This is a genomic window from Bradyrhizobium sp., from assembly GCF_049798375.1.
In the GTDB taxonomy this organism is placed as follows: Bacteria; Pseudomonadota; Alphaproteobacteria; order Rhizobiales; family Xanthobacteraceae; genus Bradyrhizobium.
In genome coordinates, this window is the sequence record NZ_JBARGP010000106.1 from 1 (window position 1) to 16,475 (window position 16,475).

At 64.7% G+C, this 16,475-nt stretch carries 15 protein-coding genes; 8 read left to right on the forward strand and 7 right to left on the reverse strand.

Going from position 1 to position 16,475, the window contains the following annotated elements:
• Nucleotides 1–350 precede the first annotated feature (350 nt).
• On the forward strand, nucleotides 351–1,475 hold the full coding sequence (locus WA702_RS04830; RefSeq protein ID WP_425109396.1) for a DUF2336 domain-containing protein: 1,125 nt from the start codon (nucleotides 351–353) through the stop codon (nucleotides 1,473–1,475).
• A gap of 20 nt (nucleotides 1,476–1,495) precedes the next feature.
• On the opposite strand, the gene rimO is transcribed toward WA702_RS04830, so the two are convergent.
• Complete coding sequence (rimO, locus tag WA702_RS04835) at nucleotides 1,496–2,821, reverse strand: 30S ribosomal protein S12 methylthiotransferase RimO (RefSeq protein ID WP_425109397.1); 1,326 nt, start codon at nucleotides 2,819–2,821, stop codon at nucleotides 1,496–1,498.
• Between the two features lie 112 nt (nucleotides 2,822–2,933).
• On the opposite strand from rimO, the gene WA702_RS04840 reads away from it, so the two are divergent.
• The 4 genes from WA702_RS04840 (at nucleotide 2,934) to WA702_RS04855 (ending at nucleotide 8,417) form a co-directional block, all read left to right on the forward strand.
• Nucleotides 2,934–3,524: an ANTAR domain-containing response regulator gene (locus WA702_RS04840; RefSeq protein ID WP_425109410.1), complete on the forward strand. Its 591-nt coding sequence runs from the start codon at nucleotides 2,934–2,936 to the stop codon at nucleotides 3,522–3,524.
• The gene (locus tag WA702_RS04845; RefSeq protein ID WP_425109398.1) at nucleotides 3,521–4,681 is read left to right on the forward strand and encodes a CmpA/NrtA family ABC transporter substrate-binding protein; all 1,161 of its coding nucleotides are present in this window, start codon (nucleotides 3,521–3,523) and stop codon (nucleotides 4,679–4,681) included. The genes WA702_RS04840 and WA702_RS04845 overlap by 4 nt, the downstream gene beginning before the upstream one ends.
• Before the next feature lie 347 nt (nucleotides 4,682–5,028).
• On the forward strand, nucleotides 5,029–6,813 hold the full coding sequence (locus WA702_RS04850; RefSeq protein WP_425109399.1) for a NirA family protein: 1,785 nt from the start codon (nucleotides 5,029–5,031) through the stop codon (nucleotides 6,811–6,813).
• Nucleotides 6,810–8,417 (forward strand): sulfite reductase subunit alpha, encoded by a 1,608-nt coding sequence (locus WA702_RS04855; RefSeq protein WP_425109400.1) that lies wholly within the window; start codon nucleotides 6,810–6,812, stop codon nucleotides 8,415–8,417. Before WA702_RS04850 ends, WA702_RS04855 begins: the two co-directional genes overlap by 4 nt.
• Here the strand turns inward: WA702_RS04855 and WA702_RS04860 are convergent, their stop codons facing one another.
• Genes WA702_RS04860 through pxpB form a run of 3 tightly spaced genes read right to left on the reverse strand, consistent with a single transcriptional unit; the run spans nucleotide 8,418 to nucleotide 10,974 of the window.
• The gene (locus tag WA702_RS04860; protein WP_425109401.1) at nucleotides 8,418–9,188 is read right to left on the reverse strand and encodes a LamB/YcsF family protein; all 771 of its coding nucleotides are present in this window, start codon (nucleotides 9,186–9,188) and stop codon (nucleotides 8,418–8,420) included.
• A gap of 20 nt (nucleotides 9,189–9,208) precedes the next feature.
• Nucleotides 9,209–10,246: a biotin-dependent carboxyltransferase family protein gene (locus WA702_RS04865; RefSeq protein WP_425109402.1), complete on the reverse strand. Its 1,038-nt coding sequence runs from the start codon at nucleotides 10,244–10,246 to the stop codon at nucleotides 9,209–9,211.
• On the reverse strand, nucleotides 10,243–10,974 hold the full coding sequence (gene pxpB, locus WA702_RS04870) for a 5-oxoprolinase subunit PxpB (protein ID WP_425109403.1): 732 nt from the start codon (nucleotides 10,972–10,974) through the stop codon (nucleotides 10,243–10,245). The genes WA702_RS04865 and pxpB overlap by 4 nt, the downstream gene beginning before the upstream one ends.
• Nucleotides 10,975–11,219: 245 nt before the next feature.
• Here pxpB and WA702_RS04875 point away from each other — a divergent pair, with 245 nt between their 5' ends.
• Together WA702_RS04875 and WA702_RS04880 are read left to right on the forward strand one after the other, a co-directional pair.
• On the forward strand, nucleotides 11,220–11,918 hold the full coding sequence (locus WA702_RS04875; protein WP_425109404.1) for a ribonuclease activity regulator RraA: 699 nt from the start codon (nucleotides 11,220–11,222) through the stop codon (nucleotides 11,916–11,918).
• Between the two features lie 33 nt (nucleotides 11,919–11,951).
• Nucleotides 11,952–12,359, forward strand: a complete 408-nt coding sequence (locus WA702_RS04880; RefSeq protein WP_425109405.1) for a (R)-mandelonitrile lyase — start codon at nucleotides 11,952–11,954, stop codon at nucleotides 12,357–12,359.
• 67 nt (nucleotides 12,360–12,426) lie between these two features.
• On the opposite strand, the gene WA702_RS04885 is transcribed toward WA702_RS04880, so the two are convergent.
• Complete coding sequence (locus WA702_RS04885) at nucleotides 12,427–12,906, reverse strand: Lrp/AsnC family transcriptional regulator (protein WP_425109406.1); 480 nt, start codon at nucleotides 12,904–12,906, stop codon at nucleotides 12,427–12,429.
• Between the two features lie 143 nt (nucleotides 12,907–13,049).
• Here WA702_RS04885 and WA702_RS04890 point away from each other — a divergent pair, with 143 nt between their 5' ends.
• Nucleotides 13,050–14,069, forward strand: a complete 1,020-nt coding sequence (locus WA702_RS04890) for a 1-aminocyclopropane-1-carboxylate deaminase (protein ID WP_425109407.1) — start codon at nucleotides 13,050–13,052, stop codon at nucleotides 14,067–14,069.
• A 940-nt stretch (nucleotides 14,070–15,009) separates the two neighbouring features.
• Here the strand turns inward: WA702_RS04890 and WA702_RS04895 are convergent.
• Complete coding sequence (locus tag WA702_RS04895; RefSeq protein ID WP_425109408.1) at nucleotides 15,010–15,270, reverse strand: hypothetical protein; 261 nt, start codon at nucleotides 15,268–15,270, stop codon at nucleotides 15,010–15,012.
• Between the two features lie 203 nt (nucleotides 15,271–15,473).
• Nucleotides 15,474–16,217 carry a metallophosphoesterase family protein gene (locus tag WA702_RS04900; protein WP_425109409.1) on the reverse strand — a complete coding sequence of 248 codons (744 nt, stop codon included), beginning with the start codon at nucleotides 16,215–16,217 and terminating at the stop codon, nucleotides 15,474–15,476.
• Between the last annotated feature and the right edge of the window lie 258 nt (nucleotides 16,218–16,475).

A 16,475-nucleotide genomic window follows, 5' to 3' on the forward strand; every position in this document is an offset into this window, starting at 1 on the left:
AGGCCGCTCCTTTCAGGGAGCGGCCTTCTCGAAAACCAGAAGCTGATGGCGTTTTAGCTGATCAGCATCGTCCTCGGACATGGCGCGCCCCGGCATCGTCACGACGGTGACGACGGCATGCGGCGGCGCGGCGGTTGGTCCGATCAGAGATCATGTTGGAGCCATACAGGGACGAAACCAGCGGTGTCAAGATCCCGTTCGGGCCCGATGGCGGCGGGTATTACCCGTTCGCGGCCCGGACAGCGCGGGCCGTACTCCTACGACCGCCGTCTTATTTGCAATTTTACCAAACCTTTAGGCTCCGCCTTTACTTTTGCGCGTCAACTGGAATTGAGCGCTCAGGACGAGCGATGTTGGACCCCAACCTCACGATCGTCGATCAGGTGGCGGCGGCGATTGCCGGCGGCTCCGCCGAACGCTGCTGCGAGATGGCCGAGCGGGTCACGGCCCTGTTCGTCGCCTCCGCGGCCAGCTTCGACCTCGAGCAGCACGCTTTGTTCGCCGACATTTTCGAGCGCCTCGTCAACACGATCGAGCTGCGCGCGCTGGTCGATGTCAGCGCGCGGATCGCGCTTGCGGAGCTGAGCGCGCAGCTGGCGCCGGTGTCGCAGGCGCCGAGCTCGGTGATCCGCAGGCTCGCGCATCACGACGAGATTTCCATTGCGCGGCCGGTGCTGTCGGAATCAGCAAAGCTCGGCGTCGACGAGCTGATCGAGGTCGCGCGCACCAAGAGCGAGCAGCATCTGCTGGCGATCGCCGGGCGTTGGTGGCTGCATGAGTTCGTCAGCGATGAATTGCTGAAGCGCGGGCACCGAAGCGTTCGGCTGCGCCTGATTAAGAATCCCGGCGCACGGTTCTCGGCGGCCGGCTTTGCCGCTGTCGTTCGCGAGGCGCTGGGGGATGCCGAGCTGACGGTCGAGGCGGGAATCCGGGCCGATCTGCCGGCAGAGCTGCGGCGACGCTTGCTGCGCGGCGCCGCCGAGGCGGTCAAGGCCCGCTTGCTGTCGCGGGCGCCGCCACATCTTTACGAGGAAATTCGCAGCGCCATCGATGTCGCCACGGTCGAGACCGATCGCGAAATGGCGCGGGCGCGCGATTTCGCCGGCGCCAAGCTGATGGCGGCGCGGCTGAAGAAGGAAGGCAAGCTCACTGAGGCCGTGCTGCTCGAATTCGCCAAACAACACCGCTATGAGGAGACCACCGCGGTTCTCGCCGAGCTGGCGCATGCCAGCGTCGAGGTGGTGCGGCCGCTGATGCAGAGCCTGCGCAGCGACGGCATTCTCGTGCCCTGCAAGGCCGCCGGCCTGCAATGGGAGACGGTGACCGCGGTGCTCGACAGCCGCTTCATGTCGGGCGCGACCAATGCGGACGAGATTGCCAAGCTAAGGGGCAAATACGCCGCGCTCACCACCGATGAATCACACCGGCTGCTCAAGCTCTGGGCGGTCCGTTCGGCCGCCAACGGCACGCACTAAATTTGTCAGGGCGTGCCGGGTTAAAACCCTGCGACCGAGCCATGCAAATCGTATTGGTCGGCGCGCTCGATCTTGGCGGTGACGATCTCGCCGACGCGCAGCGGGCGCCGGCTCGAGAGATAGACTGCGCCGTCGATGTCAGGCGCGTCGGCCTTGGTGCGGCCCTTGGCGACGGTGGGACCGACCTCGTCGATGATGATCTGTTGGCGGGTGCCGACCTTGCGCTTCAGCTTGTGCGCCGAGATCTTCTGCTGCCGCGCCATCAGCGCATTCCAGCGCTCCTGCTTCAGCTCGGGAGCAACCTGATCGGGCAGGGCGTTGGAGGTGGCGCCTGCAACCGGCTCATATTTGAAGCAGCCGAGGCGATCGATCTCGGCCTCGTCAAGCCAGTCGAGCAGATATTGGAAATCAGCCTCGGTCTCGCCGGGGAAGCCGACGATGAAGGTCGAACGCAATGCGAGATCTGGACATTGCGCGCGCCAGGCCTTGATCCGGTCGAGCGTCTTGTCCGTGGCGGCCGGGCGCTTCATCGCCTTCAGCACGTTCGGGCTGGCGTGCTGGAAGGGAATGTCGAGATAGGGCAGCACCTTGCCCTCGGCCATCAGGCCCATGACCTCGTCGACATGCGGATACGGATAGACGTAGTGCAGCCGCACCCAGGCGCCGAGCTCGCCGAGCTCGCGCGCCAGATCGATGAACTTGGCGCGGACCGGGCGGTCCTTCCACGTGCTCTCGGCATACTTCACATCGACGCCATAGGCCGAAGTGTCCTGCGAGATCACCAGCAGCTCCTTCACCCCGGCGGCGACCAGCTTCTCGGCCTCGCGCAGCACGTCGGCGGCCGGGCGCGACACCAGATCGCCGCGCAGTTTCGGGATGATGCAGAAGCTGCAGCGGTTGTTGCAGCCCTCGGAGATCTTCAAATAGGCGTAATGGCGCGGGGTCAGCTTGATGCCCTGCGGCGGCACCAGGTCGAGATGCGGGTTGTGCACCGGCGGCAGCGCGCGATGCACGGCATCGAGCACGCTCTCATATTGCTGCGGCCCGGTGATCGACAGCACGTCCGGATAGGCCTGCTCGATCGCCTCGGGCTCCGCGCCCATGCAACCTGTGACGATGACCTTGCCGTTCTCGGCCATGGCTGAGCCAATGGCCGACAGCGATTCCTGCTTGGCGCTGTCGAGGAAGCCGCAGGTGTTCACGATGACGACATCGGCGCCGTCGTGCTTGCGGGCGAGCTCGTAGCCCTCCGCACGCAGCCGCGTGATGATGCGCTCGGAATCCACCAACGCCTTGGGGCATCCGAGCGAGACAAAGCTGATTTTGGGCGCGGCGGCCTGCGACATATCTGAATCTGCCTGATGAATAGGCGTGAGCTAGTCCGAATTGCCCATAAAGACAAGGCTTTGAGGCCGAATAGAGCGTGCTATGGAGGAATGGCTGAAGACCGGGTTATCGATGAACGCCGAGCAGTCTCCCAAAATCGTCATTGCCGATGAAAGCCCGATCCGCGCGGCGATCCTGGAAGAGGGGCTGCGGGAGGCCGGTTTTACCAGCGTCGTGCATATCAGCGAAATGCAGGGCCTGCTGACGCGGATTTACGCGCTGGATCCCGACGTGATCGTGATCGACCTGGAGAATCCGAGCCGCGACGTGCTGGAACAGATGTTCCAGGTCAGTCGCGCGGTGCGCCGGCCGATCGCGATGTTCGTCGACCAGAGCGACGCCGCCTCGATCCAGGCTTCCGTCGAGGCCGGCGTCTCGGCCTATATCGTCGACGGCCTCAAGAAGGAGCGCATCAAACCCATTCTTGATCTCTGCATCTCTCGCTTCAATGCCTTCTCCAAGCTGCAGGACGAACTGGAACGGGCGAAGTCGGCGCTGGAGGATCGCAAGGTGATCGACCGCGCCAAGGGCATTCTGATGAAGATGAAGGGCTTCACCGAAGAGGAGGCCTACGTCCTGATGCGCTCCACCGCGATGCGCGAGAAGAAGAAGATCGGCGAGATCGCGCAGTCGATCCTGACCGCGTCGGAGATCCTGAAATGACGGGCGCGCTTCGCATAGGCTTCATTCCGCTGGTCGATGCCGCCGCGCTGATCGTCGCCGTCGACAACGGGTTCACCGCGGCCGAGGGCCTCGATGTGACCCTGGTGCGCGAAGTGTCGTGGTCGAATGTGCGTGACAAGCTCAATATCGGGCTATTCGATGCCGCGCATCTGCTGGCCCCGGTCGCGATCGCCTCCAGCCTCGGCATCGGGCATGTGAAGGTGCCGATCGCGGCTCCGTTCAATCTCGGCGTCAATGGCAACGCCATCACCGTATCGCTGGCGCTGCATGCCGAGTTGATGGCGTACCTCGAAGGCGATCGTTTCGATCCAATGGCGACCGCACTGGCGCTGGCGCGGGTGGTCGCCAGACGGCGCGCGGCCGGCGCCGAGCCGCTGACCTTCGCCATGACCTTTCCGTTCTCGACCCACAATTACCAGCTTCGGTTCTGGATGGCGGCAGGCGGCGTCGATCCGGATGAGGATGTCCGGCTGGTGGTGCTGCCGCCGCCCTTCATGGTCGACAGCCTCGCCAATGGCCATGTCGACGGCTTCTGCGTCGGGGCGCCCTGGAATTCGATCGCGGTCGATCAGGGCCGCGGCCATATCCTGCATTTCGTGTCTGACATTTTCGGACATGCGGCTGAGAAGGTGCTGGCGCTCAGGCAGAACTGGGCCGAGAAAAATCCTGATGTCGTTGCGGCGTTGGTGCGTGCCTGCGCCCGCGCCGCTGATTTCATCGGGCAGAACCACGCCGAGGCCGCAGCCATCCTGGCCCGGCCCGAGCGCGTCGGTGTGACCGCCGAAATGATCCAGCGCACGCTGGATGGTCGGCTTAAGATTTCGTCTGATGGTACCGTGCGCGAGAGCGACCGCTACATACTGGTCGGACGGGAGGGGGCGGCGCGGCCCGATCCCGTGCAGGCAGCCTGGCTCTACGCGCAGATGGTGCGCTGGGGCCAAACGCCGCTGAGTGCGGACGCGCTGCGTACGGCGATGGGCGTGTTCCGGCAGGACATCTACGAGGCCATCCTCGGTCCCGCGACCAGCGCCGGGGCTGCCAAGGATGGCATCGGGGCCTTTGCCGGGCCGCCGTTCGATCCGGCCGATATTATCGGCCATCTGAACGCCTTTACGATCGGCCGTTGGAAGGCTTAATCCTTCTGCTCAATTTATAAACAATCGTAGATTCAGCCCAACATGTAAGCAATCTGCCTGCTTTTCGCGGCATGTCCGCGCCGGGCCGTCTCAGCCCCTCGCTCCATACCTTTGGATTCCCTTAGATTTTCAGAAGATCGGAGCTGGCACGCAACTTGTATGTTGCATTGCGGTCGGCCGCCACAGACGGCGCCGTCCGCAAATCCCTGATGGATTTCCGCAGCAACGAAGCTGGTCGGAGCACCCGGAGGGAGTGAACGGCGCCAATGCCGGTCGGCTCCTGATGATGGCTCCCAATACGTCCTTTGACGCCGCGACAGTCGTGGCACAGGAGCTTCGTTGTACGCATGAAAATCGAGACGCTGGCAGTCGACTTCTCCGACGAACAGAAGCGCTATCTGGAGGGGCTTTCGGCAGGCCTGCGCGTCAGCCTGGCCGGCCGTGGCCTGGGTGTTGCGCCGAGCGCCACCGCGGCCGAGCCGACCGGGCCGGATGCGATCCATATCAAGGCGCAGGACAAGGTCACCGCCTCGGGCAAGAAGCTCGCCGACCAGGAGAAGTTCAAGCGCGAGTTGCATCCCTTCGATGCCTATGAACGGCTGAAAGAGCAGGCGCGCAACGATGCCGCGCCGTCGCAGGCCGACAATTTCCGCTGGCGCTACCATGGACTGTTCTGGGTCGCGCCGGCGCAGGACTCCTACATGGCGCGGCTGCGAATCCCGAACGGCATCATGAAGCACTGGCAGTTGTCGGGCCTTGCCGACCTCACCGAACAGCTTTGCGGTCCCTATAGCCATGTCACGACGCGCGCCAATCTGCAGATGCGCGAAATCCCGCCCAAGCACAGCATCGCTTTCCTCGAAGGCCTGACCGAGCTCGGCCTCACCGCGCGCGGCGCCGGCGCCGACAACATCCGCAACGTCACGGGCACGCCGACCGCCGGCATTGATCCGCAGGAGCTCTTGGATACGCGGCCCTACGCTCGCGAGTGGCACTATCACATCCTCAACGACCGCTCGCTCTACGGCCTGCCGCGCAAGTTCAACGTTGCCTTCGACGGCGGCGGCAAGATCGCCGCACTCGAGGACACTAACGACATTGCGTTTACCGCGGTCGAGGTGAAGGACGGCTTCGGCGTCGAGGCCGGCGTCTGGTTCAAGCTCGGCGTCGGCGGCATTACCGGGCACAAGGACTTCGCCAAGCCGACCGGCATCGTGGTGAAGCCCGAGGACGCGACCAATGTGGCCGATGCCATCGTGCGCCTCTTCATCGAAACCGGCGACCGCACCAACCGGCTCAAGGCGCGGCTCAAATATGTGCTCGACACCATGGGCGTCGACAAATTCATGGAGGCAGTCGAAGCCAAGCTCGGCCGCAAGCTCGCCCGCGTGCCGGACGACGCTATCGAGCCGCGGCCCGAAGCCGATCGCATGGCCCATATCGGCGTGCACAGGCAGAAGCAGGAAGGCGTGAACTGGCTCGGCGTGGTGCTGCCGGTAGGCAAGCTGACCAGCGACCAGATGCGCGGCCTTGCCAAGATCTCGCAGGACCTCGGCGACGGCGAGATCAGGCTCACGGTGTGGCAGAACCTGCTGATCTCGGGCGTGGGCGACGAGAACGTCGCGCTGGCCACGGCTGCGATCGCGCAGCTCGGGCTGTCCACCGAGGCCTCGCAGATCCGCGCCGGACTGATTGCCTGCACCGGCAATGCCGGCTGCAAGTTCGCGGCATCCAACACCAAGCGCCATGCCGCCGAGATCGGCGACTGGTGCGAGAGCAGGGTCGATGTCGACACCCCGCTCAACATCCATCTGACCGGCTGCCATCATTCCTGCGCGCAGCACTACATCAGCGACATCGGCCTGATCGCCGCAAAGGTGCCCGTAGGAGAAGGTGATGAAACCGTCGAAGGCTATCATCTGTTCGCCGGCGGCGGCTTCGGATCGCAGGCTGAGATCGGGCAGGAGGTCTATCACGACCTCAGGGCTGAAGACGCGCCGCGCACGGTCGAGGGGCTGCTGAAAGCCTATCTCGCCCACCGCGCCGCTCCCGACGAACCGTTCCTGACCTTCGCACGCCGCCATGACGGTGAAACGCTGCGCAAGCTCGCCGATGAACAGGTGTCCGCATGAACCAGATCACGCCTCCCGCCAAGATCGACATCATCCCGCAGGGCGCGCCGTTCTCCGATGCCCAGCGGTCCTGGCTCAACGGCTTCCTGGCGGGCGCGCTCGGGATCGACGGCTCGACGCCGCTCTCGGCGGAGCAGAATGCGGCGATGCTGTCCTCCACGGGCGACGGCGATGATGGCGAAGCGCCCTGGCACGACCAGACCATGCCGATCGCCGATCGCATGAAGCTCGCCGAAGGCCGGCCCTTGCGACGCAAGATGATGGCGGCGATGGCGCAGCAGGATTGCGGCCAGTGCGGCTATAATTGCAACGACTACTCGGAGGCGATCGCCGATCGCAGCGAAGCGCGGCTCAACCTCTGCGTCCCCGGCGGCAAGGAAACCGCGCGGATGCTGAAGACGCTCTATGAGGATCTTGACAAGGCACCGGCCGCCGCCAAGCCAGCCGCGCAGCAGGCGGCGCCTGCGGCCGTCTCCGTGGTGGTGACCGAGCCGGGCCGCTCGCGGGACAATCCGGTCGAGGCGACGTTCCTGTCGCGGCGCCTGCTCAATAAAAAAGGGTCCGAGAAGGAGACCTGGCACATCGAGTTCGATCTGGAAGGATGCGGCCTCGACTACGTGGTCGGCGATTCCTTCGGCATCTTCGGCAAGAACGACATCGGTCTGGCCGATCAGATCATCGCGCTGCTCGGCGCCTCCCACACCACCAAGGTCCGCGGCAAGACCCTGCGCGACTGCCTGATCGAGGACGTATCGCTGGCGCCGGCGCCCGATACGCTGTTCGAGCTGATCTCGTTCATCACCGGCGGCAAGCAGCGCGAGAAGGCCCGAGCGCTGGCACAAGGCGAGGATCCCGATGGCGATGCTGCTACGCTCGACGTCATGGCGGCGCTGCAGAAGTTCTCCGGCGTCAGGCCGCATCCGGAAGCTTTCGTCGAGGCGCTGGAGCCGCTGCAGCCGCGGCTCTATTCGATCTCGTCGTCGCATAACGCAACGCCGGGCCGGCTGTCGCTGACGGTCGACTGCGTGCGCTACGTCATCAACAAGCGCAAGCGGCTCGGGCTCGCCTCGACCTTCCTCGCCGAGCGCATCAATCCCGGCGACAAGCTCAAGGTCTACGTGCAGAAGGCTCACGGCTTTGCGCTGCCGGCCGATCCCAAGACGCCGATCATCATGGTCGGCCCCGGCACCGGCGTGGCGCCGTTCCGCGCCTTCCTGCTCGACCGCAAGGCGACCGGCGCGCCCGGCAAGAACTGGCTGTTCTTCGGCCATCAGCGCAGCGACTGCGACTTCTTCTATTCGGACGAGCTCAACGCGTTGAAGACCGCGGGCCTGCTGACGCGGATGTCGCTGGCCTGGTCGCGCGACGGCGCCAAGAAGTTCTACGTCCAGGACCGCATGCGCGAGGTCGGTCGGGAAGTGTGGACCTGGTTGGCCGAAGGCGCGCATCTCTATATCTGCGGCGATGCGAAGCGGATGGCTAAGGACGTCGAGCGTGCGCTGGTCGACATCATCGCCCAGTTCGGCGCCCGCTCGACCGACGAGGCCATCGCCTTTGTCGGCGAGCTCAAGAAGAAGGGCCGGTTCCAGCAGGACGTGTATTGATCAGTTCCCCGTCTTGAAGGGCCCCACCTTGATGCCGGCGGCGTCGAGTGCCTTGCGGACATCGCGGGCGATCTCGACGGCGCCGGCGGTGTCGCCATGGATGCAGACGGTGTCGGTGCGCATCTTCATCACCTTGCCGGTGACCGAGACCACCGCGCCGTCCTGCACCATCCGTACCACGCGCTCTGCGATGACCTTCGGATCGTGCAGCACTGCGCCGGGCTTGCTGCGCGACACCAAGAGGCCGTCATCGCCATAGGCGCGGTCGGCGAAGACTTCATGCACCAGCGGCAGGTTGGCGTTCTCGCCGGCCGCGACCAGCTTGGAATTCGCCAGCACCACGAACATCAGCTTCGGATCGACCGCCTTGATCGCATTCGCGATCGCCTGCGCGGTCATGTCATCCTCGCAGGCGACGTTGGAGAGCGCGCCATGCGCCTTCACATGCGTCACCTTGTGGCCGGCGGTGGTCGCGATCGCCTGCAGCGCCCCAATCTGGTAGGCGACGAGGTTTTCGATCTCCGAGGCCTTCATGCCGGGCACCGGACGGCGGCCGAAGCCGTGCAGGTCGCGATAGCCGGGATGTGCGCCGACGCTGACGCCGCGCGCCTTGGCCATCTCCACCGTCTTGCGCATGATGTCGGCGTCGCCCGCGTGATAGCCGCAGGCGACGTTGACCGAGGTCGCGAGCTCGATCATGGCGGCGTCATTGCCCATTTCCCAGGGACCGAAGCTCTCGCCGAGATCGCAGTTGAGATCGATGGTGGTCATGAGCGTCTCCGCTGTTCTTGTTAGTCCGATGTCACTGCCTGCCACGTCGCAGGATCGGTGGCGCTGAGCGCATGGCCCGCGACATTGGCGCTCATCAGCGCCTCGAGCCGAAGCTCTACGTTTTCGATGTCGCTGACGTGATCAGGCATGCGTTCAATGAGTTGCTTGAACTTCCGTGCCTCGGCCTGCGCCTCGGCCATCGTGACAGCCTTGAAACGGAAGCCGGTGCCCACAGGCGTCTGCGCCAGCCGGCCGAAATCGGCCGTGATCACGGTCGCGAGCTTGGGATAGCCGCCGCTAGTGCCGCGGTCCGCCATCAGTACGATCGGCGCGCCGCTGCCTGTGATCTGGATGCTGCCCTCGACGGTGCCGTCGGAGACGATGTTGTGGCCATGCAAATGCCGGATCGCCGGGCCTTCGAGGCGATAGCCCATGCGGTCGCTGGTCGCCGAGATCTTCCACTCGCTGTCGAGGAACAGGGCCGTCATCTCGTCGGTGAACTCGTCGTCCTGCGGTCCGAGCACGACGCGGATCGGTCCGTTCGATGTGGGCGGCAATGAGATCTGGCGCTCCGGCGCATCGGCGGCCGGTTGGGCTTCGAAGGTATCGCCCGATTGCAGCGGCCGCGGATAAGGGCTGCCGAGCCCGGCACGCGCATTCACCGACAGGCTGCCGAAGATGGCTTCGCCCTCGATGCCGCCTTGAATCGCGAGATAGCTGAACGAGCCGACGCGCGCGAAGCCGAGCGTCAACGTCTCGCCGTCGGCGAGCGTCACTGACGTGTTGAACTCGACCGGACGCTTGGCGATGTCGGCGGGCCGCGGTGCGCCCGCAAGCGCGACGCGCACCGCGCCGCCCTTGGCGGTGAAAACAGCGCCGAATGGGCCGATCTCGATCGCGGCGGACAAAGGCACATTCCCGACCAGGCTGTTCGCGGCGGCGAGCGACAGCTTGTCCATCGCGCCCGATGGCGTGAGGCCATAGCGCTGGGCGCCGAAGCGGCCGCCATCCTGGACCGAGCTGGCCGGGCCGATGCTGGTGACGACGAGGGTGCTCACGCGGCCACCTGTTCGGCGACGATCTCGCCGGCCTCGGCGGCCTTCTCCTGGTCGGCGAAGGTCTTGGCATCGATGGTGTAAAAGGAGACCTCGTCGCCGGGTTCCAGCAGGAAGGTCGGCTTGCGGTGCAGCTGATAGGTTCGGATCGGCGTGCGGCCAAGAATGTTCCAGCCACTCGGCGCGGCGAGACATTGGATACCGGTCTGGATGCCGCCGATTGCGATCATGCCGGCCGGCGTCAGCAGGCGCGGGCTCTGTCGCCGCGACAATTGCAGCGATGGGTCGAGGCCCGACAGATAGGACCAGCCCGGTGTGAAGCCGATCATCGCGACGCGATACCGCCCCGCCACGTGGCGGGCCACGACCTCGTCAGGCGTGAGGTTCAGGGTCTTAGCGGCGTCCTCGAGATCGATGCCATCCTCGCTGCCATAATGCACCGGAACGCGCCAGCGCCGGGTCTTGGCCTCGAGCGATAGTGACTGTGTCGCCAGCGCGAGCAATTGCGCACCCAGCGTGTCGTAATCGACCGCGGAGGGATCGTAATGGACCAGCAGCGAGCGATAGGTCGGGATCGTCTCGGTGATGCCTGATATCGCGGCCTTCGCCAGCGCACGGTCCAGCGCCAGCACCTTGCGATTGGCGGCGTCATCAATGGTGCGGCTGAACTCGACGGTCACGGCGCTATCGCCGGACGGCAGCAGGCGGGGAGGGGGAAGAGTGTCGGCCATGGCCTCGAAGACATCAGCAAACGATGTCACCTGCTGTAGCGGTTTTCGTTCTCGATGGAAATTGGCGTTCACGAAAATCTCTCGATAATTCAATAAATTAAAGCGATGTGCTGCGATAAGCCGGCATTATCGGGCAGCCGATCACACCATGCGGTGATGGCATGGCCCGCCCCTTGACGCTGACGCCGCGCGCCGCAAGATGCGCGTCTTGCTTTACCCCTTCCTATCGGAGCCGAAGTCCAAAGATGTCCCTCTCCCCCGAAGCGACCGCAACCCTGTCCACCATCACCACCGCGACCATCACCACGGTCCTGCTCAAGAAGGGATTGCGAAATGTCTGGATGCGCGGCGCGCGTCCACTGCGCCCGGGGCAGAAGCGGCTGGTGGGACCGGCCTTCACCTTGCGCTTCGTGCCGGCGCGCGAGGATCTGGCGACGCCAGAATCCTGGTCGTCGCCGATCTCGACGCGCACCGCGATCGAGGCCATGCCGGAGGGCTGCATCGCCGTCGTCGACGCCATGGGCATCACGGATGCCGGGATCTTCGGCGATATTCTCTGTGCCCGCATGATGAAGCGCGGCGTCACCGCGCTGATCACCGACGGCGTGGTCCGTGACCTCGAAGGCGTGATGGGCACCGGCCTGCCGGTGTGGTGCGACGGCTATGCCGCGCCGCCGTCGGTCGCCGGCCTCACCTTCGTCGGCTGGGGCGAACCAATCGGTTGCGGCGGCGTCGCCGTGTTCCCGAACGACGTCGTGGTCGCCGACCAGGATGGCGCCGTGCTGATCCCGCAGGCGATGCTCGAGCACGTGCTGGCCGAGGCGCCGGAGCAGGAGCGCATGGAGGCCTGGATCGTCGAGGAGGTCAACAAGGGTGCGGTGCTGCCGGGGCTCTATCCGATGAATGCCGAGACCAAGGCGCGCTACGCCGCGTCGAAGAAGTAATCCAAGCAAAAGCAAACAGGACGAGGCAACGCCATGGTTGATGTCTATCTCGCGGGCTCGCGCCCGACCCGCCGCGCGGCGGCCGAAAGCTTCACTGGCACGGTGTGGCAGGACCCGATCATCACGCCGCAGGCGCCCGCGCGTGTCGCCTCGTCCCGGGTCGCGTTCGAGCCGGGCGCCCGCACCGCCTGGCACACCCATCCGCTCGGGCAGACGCTCTATGTGATCCAGGGCGTCGGCCGGGTGCAGGCCAAGGGAGGCCCGATCCGTGAGATCAAGGCCGGCGACGTGGTCTGGATCCCGCCGGGCGAGAAGCATTGGCATGGCGCAGCCCCGACCACCGGCATGGTCCATGTCGCGATCCATGAATCGCTCAATGGCGAGCACATCACATGGATGGAGCACGTCACCGACGAGGACTACGGCAAGCCGGTCGGCTGAGCGGTGTGACGACACAACAAGAGCCGGCGGCGCGTTTGCCGCCGCCGGCCGCGTCACGTCTTCCCATTCAGAAATCCAGCGGCGCATTGTCCACCACCTCCTTCATGACGAAGAAGGTACGCGTCTGACGCACTCCTGGCAGCGAGATCAACTGATCGCCGTGCAGCCGGTTGAAGTCGCTGATATCGCGGACGCGTATCTTGAGGAAGAAATCGAAATCGCCGGCGACCAGATGGCAGTCGAGCACGAATTTCAATTTCCGGATCGCCGCCTCGAAGGTGCGAAAACTTTCCGGCGTGGAGCGGTCGAGCACGACACCGACCAGCACCAGCGCGCTGCGCTCGACCTTCTCCGGCGCCACCTCCGCGCGCACGTGGCGGATATAGCCGTCGTCGAACAGGCGTTGCGTCCGCCGGTGGCAGGTGGCCGGGCTGACATTCACGGCCCCGGCGAGATCGGCGTTGGTGATGCGGCCATCGCGCTGCAGGAGCTGCAGGATCTTGCGGTCGATCCGGTCGAGAGAAACCGTGGTGGTTGAATCTTTCATGTTTATGAGCATTCCTGCTTGAATATTTCGGCTTGGTGCAAGCCGCCGTACAAAAGCAGATAAGGCCCAATCGAGAAAGAGAGCACCTTTCGGCCGATCGAGGCTATGTTTTGCGGCGATTTCATCCAGCAGCGAGATGCCCTGTGCTTCGGCTCGACAAGTTCAAGAAATACAAGCTCACCTTCGGACCGACGCCGATCGAGCATCTGCCACGGCTCACCGCCGAGCTCGGCGGCAAGGTGCAGATCTACGCCAAGCGCGACGACTGCAATTCGGGGTTGGCGTTCGGCGGCAACAAGCTGCGCAAGCTCGAATACATCGTGCCGGACGCGATCGAGTCCAACGCCGACACGCTGGTCTCGATCGGCGGCGTACAGTCGAACCACACCCGGATGGTGGCGGCAACCGCGGCCAAGATCGGCATGAAATGCGTGGTGGTGCAGGAGAGCTGGGTGCCGCACGAGGACGCCGTCTATGACCGCGTCGGCAACATCCTGCTGACACGCCTGATGGGCGCCGACAGCCGCATCGTGCCTGATGGATTCGACATCGGCATCCGCAAGAGTTGGGAGGAGGCGATCCAGTCGGTGAAGGATGCCGGCGGCAAGCCCTACGGCATTCCGGCCGGTGCCTCCGTGCACAAATATGGCGGGCTCGGCTATGTCGGCTTTGCCGAGGAGGTGCGCCAGCAGGAGGCCGAGCTCGGCTTCAAGTTCGACTACATCATCGTCTGCGTGGTCACGGGCTCGACGCAGGGCGGCATGATCGTCGGCTTCGCGGCCGACGACCGCGCCGATCGCGTCATCGGCATCGACGCCTCCGGCACGCCGGCGCAAACCCGCGCGCAGGTGCGCGAGATCGTCGACAACACCGCCGAACTGGTCGAGCTCGGCCGCAAGGTCCGCGACGACGAGATCGTGATCCTCAATGACTATGCCTATCCGGCCTATGGCGTGCCGAGCGCCGAGACCAACGAGGCCATTCGCCTCGCTGCGCGCACCGAGGCGATGATCACCGACCCGGTCTACGAGGGCAAATCGATGCAGGGCATGATCGACCTCGTGCACAAGGGCTATTTCCCGGAAGGGTCGAAAGTGCTCTACGCCCATCTCGGCGGCGCGCCTGCGATCAACGGTTACAGCTACACCTACAGGAATGGGTGAGGGCGTTAGTGGCTCCGCTGCGGCCAGTTTCTCCACCGTCATCGCTCGCCGGTTTCTCCGCTGTCATCGTCCGCGAAGGCGGACGATCCAGTATTCCGAGAGGGGCGTGATCGATTGAGAAGCCGCGGCGTACTGGATGCCCGCCTGCGCGGGCATGACGACTGAGTTTGGCCCGCGCATTCCCCAAAACAAGCGATCGCCTTCTCGCGGCGCCATGGCGTCCGAGTGATCCATCGTCGTGTCCCTCCAAATGAGAAGAGGGCGCGGGGAATGCCGGATGCTGGCCGCACCCATGGCCCGCCAGCGAAAGAAAAAGCTGGCGGCAGTCACCACAGGTTCAGCCGACAGCCGGCATTCCCCGCGCGATGGTTTGACGGCTTATACGTGATCTCCGCGGGGACCGGCTTGATTGCCCCCGTCACTCGCAGGTCTCACTGCGACTTTGGCGCCAGCACCGGGGCGCCCGGACCACACGATTTCACCGCCGCGAAGACTTGCGCTCGTCCGGCGCAGGCATCACGGCCACCGCTTCCCCGCCCCACGTGTCGTGACGATCGGCCGAAACGTCCCTCTTGCCGAGGCGGGATGCGGTCAGAAAATCACAATTTCTGATAATACGAAAGTATTTTTTTCAGCTTCGGGAGGGCGTTGCGGACATCACCCTGATCCGGCTCGCGAAATGAATTTTTCGACGCGGTGCCATCGTCGCTATTTTGGGATCGTCCCACCGCACCGATCGGGTAAATCGCGCAACTGATTTGCCCGACAAGCGATGTTGCGGCGCGAGCATTGAAGTCATTGGCCGCAGGTCAGGGCGCTGGCGCAGCGTTTCACGACGCGTGCGAACCGGCCGAACCGGCTTTGACAAGATGTAACGGGGCACGAAGTCGCCGCTCGCTTTCTCGGGCGCGCCGAGGCTCGTGACCCGCAACCAGATGCCTTATCGCCGTCGTCCAACGCGATTGACGCCGCCATTCAAATTGCCACCGGCGTGGTGACGAACCGCAGCCCGCGCCACCGGCGGTGGCCTGAGCACAACGCCAGCCCTCGCAATGCAACTCGGCGGATAACCAACATATTGGCAGTACACGACCGCCCTGGCTGGCGCTGGATCGAGAGCAACGCCTGCAAGCCCTAGCATGACGCTGACTGCAATCCCTGCAACCGTCGACTTACACGGAATACGCTTTTTGGGATGCATGGGAGTCCTCCTCGCACTTACGAACCGAATGGTGGCGGGCCGGCATTTGCGGCTGAACATCACCAGAGCGCCAAAGGGTGGGGTGACCTTGATCTATGTCAACGGGCATCCGAGCAAGGCTCAGCCCCAAAGCGGTGTGGCGGGACATGCTTCCCACGTCCGCAACGGCCCGCAGGCAGCGCGAATGGGGGCGACGTCCGGATCTAGTTATCTCGTTCGACCCAGCCGGTCGCGATCGCGGTGGCCCAGGTGGTCATACCGCTGCGGCGGGCCAGCGCCGCCATGGCAGTGGTGTCATAAGGCACGTATCTGATCGTCGCGCACCAGCCTTGACGGGTGTGCTCCAGGATCGCGTAGCACGCATGAGGGGTGCCGACCTCGACGACATAGGGAACGTGCGCCTGCCCGTCATAGCCAGGCAACCCGACGCTGCCGGGGTTGACGATCATCCGCCCGTCTCGCAGATGGACCACGCGCGGAACATGGGTGTGCGCGCAGAGAATGAGCCGCGCGTCGATGGTATCAGCGCCGGCTTCGATGAAATCGATCGGGCTGGCACGGACGCTGCCGTCATCGGCGACGTGTTCGAGCCAGAAGGCGGCGTCGTCCCGCGGCGATCCATGGCACAGAAACACGTCGTCGCGATAGGCGAGGGTGGGCGGCATCGCGGCCATCCATTCGAAGTTACGGCGCTCGAGCTGGCGGAAATCGCCGCGGGCCGAATGGCCGGCCTGCCAGAGCTCAACGAGAATGCGGTCCTGGTCGCCGCGAATGGAGGGGAACTCCCTCGCGATCAGCAGATCGGCGGTGCGGGCCGCCTCCAGCGGTCCGCTGACGTGATCGCCGAGGTTCGCGACCTCGGTGATCCCGAGGTCGGCGATGTCAGCGAGCACGGCCTCGAGTGCCGGGCAGTTGCCGTGAATATCGGCGATCGCAGCGAACTTCATTGGGATCCCATCGGAGTGATGGACGACATTATGCACGCGGAACACGAGACGTAGCCCGGGTGAGCGAAGCGACACCGGGGTCGTTAGCGACACCTGTCCCGGGATCGCTGCGCTCACCCGGGCTTCTGTAGCGGGCCTTGGTTAGTCAATCCCTTTTGTGCGTCATCCTCTCGCCGGGTACTTGCTTCTGTCCGGGGTCAGCGCGATGGCCGCCACCTTATGGGGTGCATAGGAGGAGCCGGCCGGCCAATCTACGGA